This is a genomic window from Streptomyces jumonjinensis (genome assembly GCF_009600885.1).
Classification (GTDB): Bacteria; Actinomycetota; Actinomycetes; order Streptomycetales; family Streptomycetaceae; genus Streptomyces; species Streptomyces jumonjinensis.
Genome location: NZ_VCLA01000199.1, coordinates 97,024 through 108,555 on the forward strand (window position 1 = coordinate 97,024; position 11,532 = coordinate 108,555).

The window sequence follows — 11,532 nt, forward strand, 5'->3', positions numbered from 1 at the left end:
AGCCGTGCCGCCAGCTGGCCGAGAACCGCCGGTACCGGATCGGGCCGGGCCGCGGCCGTCGCCAGCCCCTGCTGCGCCTCGGCCACCCGGCGCAGCTCCCGGTGCCGCGCCTCGGCCATCAGCCGCCACACCGCGCGGGCCACCGCCGTGAAGGTCGTCTCCGGCGGCACTTCGAGCAGCGGCAGACCGTACCGGTCGCAGGCCGCCGCCAGCCCCGCCGGAACCGTGTCGTGCACCGGTCGGACCCCGAACCCCAGCGCCGCCGCCCGCGCCGCCGTGATCCGCGAGACATAGGCGTCGGGGTCGGTCAGCAGCACCCCGGCGGAGAGCAGCAGCTCGCCGCCGAGCAGATACGGAAAGGGGTCCGCCATCTCCGATGTGTGCACCCAGTGCACCACCGTGTCCTCGGCCGGGGGCCCCGCGATCCGGCGAAGCCCCAGCCCCTCATGGGCCAGCAGCGCGGTCAGCGGGACCGGAGGGGTCGGTGGTGCCGTTGCGGTGTCCGACATGGACGATCCATCCATAGAAGTCGCTGACAAGAGATAAAACGTACACTTCAGCGCCGCATTCCAGCCACCTACCGTCATCAGGCAACGAGACCTCGGCGACCCGGGGCCGAGACGGAGGGAAAGCCGATGGCTGTCGACTACGCGGTGATCGTCGTCTATCTGGCCGGCATGCTCGCCATGGGCTGGTGGGGCATGCGCCGCGCCAAGTCCAAGAGCGAGTTCCTCGTCGCAGGCCGCCGCCTCGGCCCCTGGATGTACTCCGGGACCATGGCCGCCATCGTCCTCGGCGGAGCCTCCACCATCGGCGGCGTCGGCCTCGGCTACAAGTACGGACTCTCCGGCGCCTGGATGGTCCTCACCATCGGCCTCGGGCTCCTCGCCCTCTCCGTCTTCTTCTCGGCGCGCATCGCCCGGCTGAAGGTCTACACCGTCTCCGAGATGCTCGACCTCCGCTACGGCGGCCGGGCCGGGATGATCTCGGGCCTGGTGATGTGGGCGTACACCCTGATGCTCGCGGTCACCTCGACCATCGCGTACGCCACGATCTTCGACGTCCTCTTCGACATCGACCGGACCGTGTCGATCATCCTCGGCGGCGCGATCGTCGTCGCCTACTCCACCCTCGGCGGCATGTGGTCGATCACCCTCACCGACATGGTGCAGTTCGTCGTCAAGACGGTCGGCGTGCTGTTGCTGCTGCTGCCCATCGCCGTCGTCAAAGCGGGCGGCTTCGCCGAGATGAAGGCCCAGCTGCCCACCGAGTACTTCGCCCCGCTCGGCATCGGCGGCGAGACGATCTTCACCTATGTACTGATCTACACCTTCGGCATGCTCATCGGACAGGACATCTGGCAGCGGGTCTTCACCGCCCGCAGCGACCGCACGGCCCGCTGGGGCGGCACCGCCGCCGGTACGTACTGCCTGGTCTACGCCATCGCCGGAGCCATGATCGGCACCGCCGCCAAGGTGCTCTACCCCAAGCTCGACAACCCCGATGACGCCTTCGCGATGATCGTCAAGGACGAGCTGCCCATGGGCGTGCGCGGACTCGTCCTCGCCGCCGCGCTCGCCGCCGTGATGTCCACCTCCTCCGGCGCGCTCATCGCCTGCGCCACCGTCGCCAACAACGACATCTGGTCCCGGCTGCGCGGACTCACCTCCCGCGCCGCCCCCGAGGACGGACACGACGAGGTGAAGGGCAACCGCGCCTTCATCCTCGCCATGGGCGTCGCCGTCATCGCCATCGCCATCGTGCTCAACGACGTCGTCGAGGCGCTGACCGTCGCGTACAACCTGCTCGTCGGCGGACTGCTCGTACCCATCCTCGGCGGGCTGCTGTGGAAGCGCGGCACCGTCCAGGGCGCGCTCGCCGCGGTGGGCGTCGGCGGGGTCGCCGTGATCGGCCTGATGGCGGCGTACGGCATCCTCGCCGAGGAGCCCGTCTACTACGGGCTCCTCGCCTCGCTCGCCGTGTACGTCACCGTCAGCCTGCTGACCCGGCCGACCGACGCCGCCGTCCTCGCCCACTGGCGCGAGCGGCTCGCCGGGCGCGGCTCGGACGACGACGCCCCTGTGACAGCCACCTCCGCCGCCACCCTGGGCCAGGACGCCCAGGCCCGGTGACGGCTACCGCCACCACCCCGGGCGATGACGCCCACCCCGTGTCCTAGAGTCGAAACGCACCAGCGCAGGAAAGAAGGCAACCCCTATGAGCAGCAATGAGCAGCCGCGCGGCCCGGTCGACTCGTCCCGGGTCCCGCGGTACGCCGGACCCGCCACGTTCGCCCGGCTGCCCCGGCTCGACGAGGTCGGCAGCACCGATGTCGCCGTGGTCGGCGTGCCCTTCGACGCCGGGGTCTCCTACCGGCCCGGCGCACGCTTCGGCGGCAACGCCATCCGCGAGGCGTCCCGGCTGCTGCGCCCCTACAACCCGGCGCAGGACGCGTCCCCCTTCGCGCTCGCGCAGGTCGCCGACGCGGGCGACATCGCGGCCAACCCCTTCAACATCAACGAAGCGGTCGAGACCATCGAAGCGGCGGCCGACGAGCTGCTCGGCACCGGCGCGCGGCTGATGACGCTGGGCGGCGACCACACCATCGCCCTGCCGCTGCTGCGCTCCGTCGCCAAGAAGCACGGACCGGTCGCCCTCCTCCACTTCGACGCCCACCTCGACACCTGGGACACCTACTTCGGCGCGGAGTACACCCACGGCACCCCGTTCCGCCGGGCCGTGGAAGAGGGCATCCTCGACACCTCCGCCCTCTCCCACGTCGGCATCCGGGGCCCCCTCTACGGCCGGCAGGACCTGACCGAGGACGAGAAGCTCGGCTTCGGCATCGTCACCTCCGCCGACGTCTACCGGCGCGGCGCGGACGAGATCGCCGACCAGCTGCGCCAGCGGATCGGCGACCGTCCGCTCTACATCTCCATCGACATCGACTGCCTCGACCCGGCGCACGCGCCCGGCACCGGCACCCCGGAGGCGGGCGGCATGACCTCCCGCGAACTCCTGGAGATCCTGCGCGGCCTCGCCTCCTGCCACCTGGTCTCCGCCGATGTGGTGGAGGTCGCGCCCGCCTACGACCACGCCGAGATCACCTCGGTCGCCGCGTCCCACACCGCGTACGAGCTGACCACGATCATGAGCCGGCAGATCGCCGCTTCAAGGGACGGGCGATGACCCACGACCACGACCTGGTGCTGCGGCCCACCGCCCGCCAGACCGAGGCCGCGCTCAACCCTCCCCCCGGACGGAACGGCGGCGACCTCGTCGTCGAGACCCTCCAGGGCCTCGGCGCGACCACCGTCTTCGGACTCCCCGGACAGCACGCCCTCGGCATGTTCGACGCGCTGCGCCGCTCCTCGCTCTCGTACATCGGGCTGCGCGTCGAGAACAACACGGGCTTCGCCGCCGACGCGTACGGACGGATCACCGGCGAGGTCGCCCCGCTGCTGCTGTCCACCGGACCCGGGGCGCTGACATCGCTCGCCGCGCTCCAGGAGGCGGCAGCCGCCAGCGCTCCGGTGCTGGCGATCTCCAGCCAGATCCCGGCCGCGGGGCTCGGCGGCGGCCGGCACGGCTATCTCCATGAACTCCGCGACCAGCAGGCGTCGTTCCGCGACATCGTGAAGTCCGTCCACACCGCCCGTACCGCCTCCCAGATCCCGTCCGCGATCGCGGCGGCCTGGCAGTCGGCGCTCACCGCCCCGCACGGCCCGGTGTGGGTGGAGATCCCGCAGGACGTCCTTCTCGCGGAGACGGTCCTGCCGGTGGTCACGGCGGTGGACGCCACACCGGAGGCGATCCTTCCGCGCCCCGAGCTGACGGCGCTCGCCGCCCATCTGCTGGCGAACGCCGAGCGCCCGGCCATCATCGCGGGCGGCGGAGTCGTACGTTCCGACGCCTCCGGGAAGCTGCTCGCGCTCGCCGAGCGGATCAGCGCGCCGGTGATCACCACCTTCGGCGGCAAGGGGGCGTTCCCCTGGGAGCATCCGCTCTCGCTCCAGTCCTGGCTGGAGGACCGGCATACGACCGACTTCCTGGAGGACGCCGACGTCCTGCTGGTGGTCGGCTCGGGACTGGGCGAACTCTCCTCGAACTACCACACCTTCGCCCCGCGCGGCCGGGTGATCCAGATCGAGGCGGACGCCGGGAAGCTGGAGTCCAACCACCCGGGCATCGGCGTCCACGCGGACGCCAGGCTCGCCCTGTCGGCGCTGCTCGAAACGGTGGCGGAGCGGACCGACGCCGGGGCCCCGGAGCGGGTGCGCACCGTCCTCGGCCTGGTCCGGGAGCGCATCGCCGCTCAGGGCCGCACCCTGGAACAGGGGATTCTGGAGTCGATCCGCCGGGCCCTGCCCGACGATTCGCCCAGCTTCTGGGACATGACGATCCTGGCCTACTGGGCCTGGTCCGCCTTCGACGCCCGCCGCCCCAACACCATGCACTCCGCGCAGGGCGCGGGCGGCCTCGGCTACGGCTTCCCGGCGGCGCTGGGAGCGGCTGCCGCCGACCCCGCCCGCCCGGTGCTCGCGGTCTCCGGCGACGGCGGCGCGATGTACTCGATCGCGGAACTGGCGACGGCCAGGCAGTACGGCCTGCCGGTGACCTGGCTGATCGTCGACGACGGCGGCTACGGCATTCTGCGCGAGTACATGACGGAGGCGTTCGGCGAGGCGACCGGGACGGAGCTGGCACGCCCGGACTTCGTGGCGCTCGCGGAGTCGTTCGGGGTGCCTGCGGTACGCACGGACCCGGCGCGGCTGGCCGAGGACCTGACGAAGGCGCTGGCGGAGCCGGGGCCTTCGGTGGTGGTGCTTCCGGCGCTGCTGAGGATGTTCGCGCCGACGCACCTCTGATCGGTGGGGCCCGGGTCCGGGCGCGCGTCCGGGGGCGTCCCGGGCACGGGCGGCCCGCCGGGCGGTTGCGCTAGGTCGTTGCGCCGGGCCGTCACGCCAGGCCGTTTTACGCCGGGCGGTTGCGCCGGGCCGTTGCGCCAGGCCGTTTTACGCCGGGGCGACGAAACCGGACTCGTAGGCCGCGATGACCGCCTGGGTGCGGTCGCGCGCGCCCAGTTTGGCGAGGACCGCGCTCACATGCGTCTTCACGGTCTCCGTGCCGACGACGAGCTGTCCGGCGATCTCGGCGTTGGTCATGCCGCGCGCCATCAGCCGCAGTACGGCCGCCTCCCGCTCGGTCAGCGCGGCCCGCTCCATGGCCGTACGGGCGGCGCCGCTGCCGTACTCGGCGGCCAGCGACCGCACCGCCGCCGGGAACAGCAGCGAATCGCCCTCCGCGATCAGCCGCACGGCGTGCACGATCTCGGCCGGGCGGGCCCGCTTGAGGAGAAACCCGTCCGCGCCTGCGCGCAGCGCCTCGTACACGTACTCGTCGTTCTCGAAGGTGGTGACGACCAGGATCTTCGGCGGGTCGGCGACGGTGCGCAGCAGGGCGCGGGTGGCCTCGATGCCGTCCAGCAGCGGCATCCGGACGTCCATCGCGACGACATCGGGCCGCAGTTGCCGCACCAGCGGGATCACGGCCGCGCCGTCGGCCGCCTCACCCGTCACCTCGATATCCGGCTGCGCTTCCAGAACGGCGCGCAGCCCGGCGCGTACGAGGGGTTCGTCGTCGACGAGGAGTACGGAGATCGGCACCCGCTCAGCCTAGGCGGTGCCCCGCAGGCGCCCGTGGCCGGGAGCGCCGGCCGGCGGGCGGCGGGCCCGCCAGCGGGAGTTCGACCCGTACCCGCCACCGCCCCTCGTACGGTCCGGTGACGGCCTCTCCGCCGAGCAGCGCCGCCCGCTCCCGCATGCCCCGCAGTCCGCTGCCTCCGCCGCGCGCCGCCGCCGCGTCCGCGGACAGCGGATTGGACACCTCCAGATCGAGCCGTTCCCCGGCGACGGCGATCCGCACCCGGGTGGGCACCGGCCCCGCGTGCCGCAGCACATTGGTCAGCGCCTCCTGCACGATGCGGTAGCCCTCCCGGGAGACGGGGCCCGGCACCAGCGTCAGCGGGCCGGTGACCTCCGCGTCGATCTCCGCGCCGGAGGCCCGCGCGGACTCCAGCAGCCGGTCGGCGTCGGCGAGCGTGGGACGGCCGCTGGCGGGCTGTTCGGACTCCCGCAGCACGCGCAGCACCCGCTCCAGGTCCTCCAGCGCGGCCCGGCCCGTCTCCTCGATCGCGGCCAGCGCCCGGTCGGTGAACTCCGGGCTCTTGGCCGTCCGCGCCGCGCCCGCCTGCACCACGGCCACCGTCAGCGCGTGCCCGATCGAGTCGTGCAGCTCCCGGGCGATCCGGTTGCGCTCCAGGAGCTGCTCGGTGCGCTCCTCCAGGGCGGCGAGCCGCTCCTGGGCGGACGGCCCGAGCAGCCGCAGGGCGACGGCGGTGGTCAGCGCCCCGGCCCCGACCACGACCGCCAGCAGGACCACGATCGGCAGCGGCGCGAGCAGCGCGTACCACCACTGTCCGCCCGGCAGCCACAGCACGTCCTTGTACGGCTCGCCCCCGGTGGCCGCGACCACCAGATTGACGGAGAGCCCCGGCAGTTGGACGGTGAGAAAGCTGGTGGCGAAGCCCAGCACCAGCCGGATCTCCAGCCACAGCGCGGTACGCCAGCGATCGCCCCAGGTGACCGAGGGCGCGGCGGCGATGCCCGACTCGGGGTCCTTGAAGCCGTGCCCGGTCAGCAGCAGCCGCGCTTGAAGCCCTTCGACCAGCCGTACCCCCGGGATGAGGCCCACGAGCGCCAGCAGCGCGAGGGGGATGTGGAGGTTCCCCTCGTCGATGAAGAACCACATGCCGATGTAGATGACGCCGATGAACAGATGCAGCCACCGGGTGTAGGTGACCGAGCGGGCCAGCGGGCGGAGGACAGCGGACAGATACGGCATCCGGCCATCGTGCCAGGGCGGCCCGGCGCTGCCCTCCCCCGTGCGGGGGAGGTCCCGTGCTGGTCCGGTGGGTGGGGCCAGGCCGCCCTGGCGCCTGCCGGGACGGCCCGTTCGAGTTCGCTCGGCCGGGGGGCTAGGCGGGCTTCCCGTTCCACAGGAGGCACCAGCCGTCTTCCACGCTCTGCACGGCCTCATGGAACGCATAGGGTCCTACGGCGCGCGCCTGGTCGGGGACGGTGGCACCGTGGCGCTCGGCGATGTCGAGCGCGAGACCGTAGATCAGCCCCCATGCCATCTGATCCGACATCGGGCCGGAGACCAGGGGGGCCGGTTCCGGGGTCACCACTCGGCTCCGCGGTCCATGCGGTACTGCTTGCCGTTCGGCTTCATGATCACGCTTCTGTGTCCGCTGGGACAGATCTTCCGTAACGGACGGGGCGATTCTGGCTCTTCGTTCATAGTTCCCTCCACTCGTCGGGTCGGCCGCCGTGTTGGTCCTGTGGCCATGCCACACGGCAGTCGAGGCAGGTGTAGCGCCAGTACGACTGGTTGGCACGGGGATCTCTGGCGTAGGACAGGATGACGGCGATCCCGCCGCATTTGATGCATTGAGCCGGCGACGGTGGTTTCACGCGCCCAGTCTGGCGGAAGGGGGCCGGGGTTCGCCCGCCTTGCCGGGATTCCGCCGTGGGGGATGCGTCCACGGAAGAGCCGTGAGGTCCGACGGCTCCGGCATCCGGCCATTGTGTTAGCCCGCCCCGGTGCCGCTCTCCCCCGTGCGGGGGAGCGGAACTCCCCGGGCAGGGGAGGTCCAGCGCTGGTCCGGCGGGCGAGGCTAAAGCCATGACCTGCATCGATGTAGTGAACCTGACCAAGGAGTACGGGGCGGCCCGGGCCGTGGACGAGCTGACGTTCAGCGTGCTGCCCGGCCGGGTCACCGGCTTTCTCGGCCCGAACGGGGCGGGGAAGTCCACCACCATGCGACTGGTCCTGGGCCTCGACCGGCCGACCTCCGGCACCGCCACGATCGGCGGGCGTGCCTATGCCGCGCTGGACGATCCGCAGCGGGAGGTCGGGGCGCTGCTGGACGCGCACGCCGCCATGGGCTCCCGTACCGGCCGCGACCATCTGCGCATCCTCGCGGCGGCGGGCCGGATCCCCCGTCGCAGGGTGGACGAGGTGCTGGAGCAGACGGGGATCGCGAGCGCGGCGGGCCGCAGGATCCGGACGTACTCGCTCGGCATGCGCCAGCGGCTGGGCATCGCGGCGGCCCTGCTCGGCGACCCCCGGGTGCTGATCCTCGACGAGCCGTCCAACGGGCTGGACCCCGAGGGGATCATCTGGATCCGCGAACTGCTGCTCGGGCTGGCGCGGGAGGGCCGGGCGGTGCTGGTCTCCAGCCATCTGATGGGCGAGACGGCGTCGTTCGCCGACCATCTCGTGGTCCTCGGCAGGGGCAGGCTCCTCGCCGACACCGGGACGGCCGACTTCATCGAGAGCTGGACCACCCGCCGGGTCAGGCTGCGGACCACGGAGGGCGAGCGGCTGCGCAAGGCGCTCGCGGCCAAGGGCTTCATCGCCGTCCAGGGCGACGACGGCCGCTGGACGGTCGAGGGCGCGCGGGTGGACGACATCGGACCGCTCGCGGCGTACGAAGGCATTCCGATTCTCGAACTGGCGGGGGACGAACCCTCGCTGGAGCAGGCTTACCTCGCCCTGACGGCGGGCGAGGCCGAGTACACCGCCACCCAGGAGGCATGATCGTGTCCATCGGTTCCGTGGTCCGTTCCGAGCTGCTGAAGATCGGCTCCGTACGGTCCCTGTGCATCGCCCTGGCGGCGGTCTTCGCCGCGACGGTCGGCTTCTCCCTGCTGATGAGCGGTACGTTCACCGCGCAGGACATGGCGAAGCCGGACTTCGATCCGCTGCGGTCCTCGTTCTACGGTCTCAACTTCGGCCAGGTGGGCGCGATCTGTTTCGGCGCGATCGCGGTGGCGGGGGAGTACAAGAACGGCGCGATCCGCGTCTCCCTGGCGGCGGTGCCGCGCCGGGGCCTCTTCTACACCGGGAAGATCGCAGTCATCGGCGTGCTGTCGCTCGCGATGGGCATGGTCACCAGCGTGACCTGCTTCGTCGCCGGTCAGATCCTCATGGACGACCGCGGCGTGGGCATCGGCGACCCGGGCGCGCTGCGCGCGGTGGTGGGGTGCGGGGTGTATCTGGCGCTGATCACCCTGTTCTCGGCGGGCCTGGGGATGGTGCTGCGCAGCGCACCGGCCGTGATGGGCATTCTGATCCCGTTCCTGATGATGATGTCGTTCATCATCGGCGACATCGAGGACAACGGCGGCGTGGCGGACTTCCTCCCGGACCGCGCGGGCCAGCAGATCCTCCTCCAGGACCCGACGGGCTCCCTGGGCCCCTGGGCCGGCCTGGGCGTCCTGGCCCTCTGGTCGGGCGCGGCGCTCTGGGCGGGCGCGGTGGTGCTGAGGCGGCGGGACGCTTGAGCTGGTGGGGGCCTGGGCCCGGAGGGCCCGGGGGCGCGGGCTCGGCCCGGTGCGGGGAGCCCGCGCGGGCGGGGCCCATGTGCCCACAACAGGAGCCAGCGTGCCGTACCGGATCATCCCCGCTCGCGCGGGGCCGACATGACGACGACGGACAGTGCGCTCGGCCTCTGGGGACCATCCCCGCTCGCGCGGGGCCGACGCCGGCCGGGCACATGTGCTGGACCGGCTCAGCGGACCATCCCCGCAGGCGCGGGGCCGACAGATCTGCCTGGGCGTCCACCGCCATCCACAGAGGACCATCCCCGCACGCGCGGGGACCACGCCAGACCCCGGGCGACCCATTTACCCTGTTCCGGACCACCCCCGCACGCGCGGGGACCACGCACCTGGATACCGTCCAGTTGGCCCTCGCCCGGGACCACCCCCGCACGCGCGGGGACCACATGTAGACGTTTCTACCGATGCTCACAGGAGAAGGACCACCCCCGCACGCGCGGGGACCACGCCGGCCCCGCCCGGCCCGTGAACCACATCGGAGGACCACCCCCGCACGCGCGGGGACCACGCGTACTCCTTGCCTACCGTGCCACCCCCCAGCGGACCACCCCCGCACGCGCGGGGACCACCCGACGAGCGCTGCTGCCGCCGTGATCGCGTCCGGACCACCCCCGCACGCGCGGGGACCACCCTTCCTGACCTGCGCGTTCACATTGCGGAGTAGCGGTTTTCATTCACTTGCGAGCAGTCGGGCATCGGGGCCTCCCGGTGTGAAGAGGTGTCAGGCGCAGCCTGATGGGGCGGATGAGGAAACGCGGCCCATGTCGGTCAACTCTCCCATGACACGACCCCTTGGGGGCATTCCCTGTCAGAGATCCCTGGGGGCTACCCCGCCCCCGCACACCGGTTCCCCGGATGGGCCGGAGAACCAGGAGCGGCGAGGCTTCAGGGGGGACGACGACCTGCGCCGCACGTGCTTTCACTCTCGCTCTCTTCGGTGCTGTCGGGGCCGGGGGGCCCGGGGCGACGAGGGAGCCCGTGTGCGCGGGGACCACCTCGGCGGGATCTATGAACGTGGCCGTTCCGCAGGCTCCCGCATGCGCGGGGACCACGCGCGGGCAGGTCGGGGCGGTCTCGGGGGTCAGTTCGTGACGTGTGCTGTCTCGGTTCGCAGTGCGACGAGCCTGCGTTGGTACAGCTGGCCAGAGTAGTAGGACGTCTCCGCCGGGGTGGCCGCGTTGGTCTCGATGATGTGCTGGGCGGCGGCTTTCAGCGCGGCGGCCCACGCGAGGGTGTGCTGTCGGCCGTCGCGTCCGCACTCCTGGGGCTCTCCGGGCAGGCACAGAGGGAGCGGAGGGCCGGCCTTGCTCGCCGCCTGCCGCATGAAGCGCGCCATCTGCTCCCAGTACTCGTCGGTTCGCTTCACCGGCTCCCTCTGGCCGTGGAGCCATGCGGTGAAGTCGTCTCCGTGGTCGTCGTTCATGGGCTGCCTGCCTTGGCTCGATCGGGATGGGGCAGCGATCGTAGTCACCCTTGCTGCGGGGTATCGGCCGTCTCCGGATCGCAATGGCTGAACATGGGCGGGCAGGGCTGGCACGGGGCGCAGAACGGCAGGAACTGGGGTGGCGTGCACGCCTGTGTGCCGTCGCCGTGTACGGCGTCGATTCTGGCCTTCGCCCGTGCCATCGCGCTGCCGCCCCAGATGGCCGTCAGCGCGGCCGTCCGGACGTTGCCGACGTTGATGAAACGGGAGAGCACGCACGGCCATACGTCTCCGTCGGGGCCGATCGCGAGCTTCCCGCGCCCGCAGTGCCCGCACAGGTCCTCGACAGCGGGCACTGCGCCGAGGCTCGCGCGGCCGAAGGCGCGCTGTCGGTCGGTGTCGACACTTCGCAGCCCGAGGTCCTTCAGGTCCTGGTGGGCTTCCTCGACCCGCTGGTCCTGGCGGACCTGGACGATTCCGCCTCGGAGGTTCAAGCCCAGAACCTGGGCCTTCTCGATGTTGGCGCGAGTGCGGGTGTGGGAGCCCCGGCGGGCCGTGACGGCGTCGTGTTCGGCGGCCTGGTCCGAGTAATAGGAGGTGGCGAGATCGACCCTGTGCTCGGTGAAGCAGGTCCAGAGGGAA

General features: G+C 72.0%; 11 protein-coding genes. 5 read left to right on the forward strand and 6 right to left on the reverse strand.

Annotation, left to right across the window (positions count from 1 at the left end; all coding sequences use genetic code 11):
* Positions 1-509 (reverse strand): PucR family transcriptional regulator ligand-binding domain-containing protein (locus FF041_RS35205; protein WP_194292319.1); only part of this gene is annotated, 509 nt, incomplete at its 3' end.
* 126 nt (positions 510-635) lie between these two features.
* Between FF041_RS35205 and FF041_RS35210 the strand changes: the two genes are divergently transcribed.
* From FF041_RS35210 to FF041_RS35220, 3 genes are all read left to right on the forward strand, one after another.
* Entirely contained in the window at positions 636-2,132 is a 1,497-nt protein-coding gene (locus tag FF041_RS35210) for a sodium:solute symporter (RefSeq protein WP_153526502.1), read from the forward strand.
* Positions 2,133-2,217: 85 nt separating this feature from the next.
* Positions 2,218-3,189: an agmatinase gene (speB, locus tag FF041_RS35215; RefSeq protein ID WP_153526504.1), complete on the forward strand. Its 972-nt coding sequence runs from the start codon at positions 2,218-2,220 to the stop codon at positions 3,187-3,189.
* Positions 3,186-4,868 carry a thiamine pyrophosphate-binding protein gene (locus FF041_RS35220; protein WP_153526506.1) on the forward strand — a complete coding sequence of 561 codons (1,683 nt, stop codon included), beginning with the start codon at positions 3,186-3,188 and terminating at the stop codon, positions 4,866-4,868. The genes speB and FF041_RS35220 overlap by 4 nt, the downstream gene beginning before the upstream one ends.
* Before the next feature lie 147 nt (positions 4,869-5,015).
* Here FF041_RS35220 and FF041_RS35225 read toward each other — a convergent pair whose 3' ends face one another.
* The 3 genes from FF041_RS35225 to FF041_RS35235 form a co-directional block, all read right to left on the reverse strand.
* Positions 5,016-5,666: a response regulator transcription factor gene (locus tag FF041_RS35225; protein ID WP_323372128.1), complete on the reverse strand. Its 651-nt coding sequence runs from the start codon at positions 5,664-5,666 to the stop codon at positions 5,016-5,018.
* 4 nt (positions 5,667-5,670) lie between these two features.
* Positions 5,671-6,894 carry a sensor histidine kinase gene (locus tag FF041_RS35230; RefSeq protein WP_153526580.1) on the reverse strand — a complete coding sequence of 408 codons (1,224 nt, stop codon included), beginning with the start codon at positions 6,892-6,894 and terminating at the stop codon, positions 5,671-5,673.
* A gap of 142 nt (positions 6,895-7,036) precedes the next feature.
* Positions 7,037-7,246: a hypothetical protein gene (locus tag FF041_RS35235; protein WP_153485676.1), complete on the reverse strand. Its 210-nt coding sequence runs from the start codon at positions 7,244-7,246 to the stop codon at positions 7,037-7,039.
* 500 nt (positions 7,247-7,746) lie between these two features.
* Between FF041_RS35235 and FF041_RS35240 the strand changes: the two genes are divergently transcribed.
* Positions 7,747-8,664, forward strand: a complete 918-nt coding sequence (locus tag FF041_RS35240; protein WP_153526509.1) for an ABC transporter ATP-binding protein — start codon at positions 7,747-7,749, stop codon at positions 8,662-8,664.
* On the forward strand, positions 8,661-9,410 hold the full coding sequence (locus FF041_RS35245; protein ID WP_153526511.1) for an ABC transporter permease: 750 nt from the start codon (positions 8,661-8,663) through the stop codon (positions 9,408-9,410). The genes FF041_RS35240 and FF041_RS35245 overlap by 4 nt, the downstream gene beginning before the upstream one ends.
* Positions 9,411-10,548: 1,138 nt before the next feature.
* On the opposite strand, the gene FF041_RS35250 is transcribed toward FF041_RS35245, so the two are convergent.
* Both FF041_RS35250 and FF041_RS35255 read right to left on the reverse strand, forming a co-directional pair.
* Entirely contained in the window at positions 10,549-10,890 is a 342-nt protein-coding gene (locus FF041_RS35250; RefSeq protein WP_153526513.1) for a hypothetical protein, read from the reverse strand.
* A 44-nt stretch (positions 10,891-10,934) separates the two neighbouring features.
* On the reverse strand, positions 10,935-11,532 hold a 598-nt coding region (locus tag FF041_RS35255), incomplete at its 5' end, for an SPASM domain-containing protein (protein ID WP_194292313.1).

What these genes read in the sequence shown, in the direction of transcription:
- FF041_RS35245 (WP_153526511.1), top strand. Translation starts at nt 8,661, where the DNA reads ATGATCGTGTCCATCGGTTCCGTGGTCCGTTCCGAGCTGCTGAAGATC.
- FF041_RS35240 (WP_153526509.1), top strand. Translation starts at nt 7,747, where the DNA reads ATGACCTGCATCGATGTAGTGAACCTGACCAAGGAGTACGGGGCGGCC.
- speB (WP_153526504.1), top strand. Translation starts at nt 2,218, where the DNA reads ATGAGCAGCAATGAGCAGCCGCGCGGCCCGGTCGACTCGTCCCGGGTC.
- FF041_RS35250 (WP_153526513.1), bottom strand. Translation starts at nt 10,890, where the DNA reads ATGAACGACGACCACGGAGACGACTTCACCGCATGGCTCCACGGCCAG.
- FF041_RS35210 (WP_153526502.1), top strand. Translation starts at nt 636, where the DNA reads ATGGCTGTCGACTACGCGGTGATCGTCGTCTATCTGGCCGGCATGCTC.
- FF041_RS35220 (WP_153526506.1), top strand. Translation starts at nt 3,186, where the DNA reads ATGACCCACGACCACGACCTGGTGCTGCGGCCCACCGCCCGCCAGACC.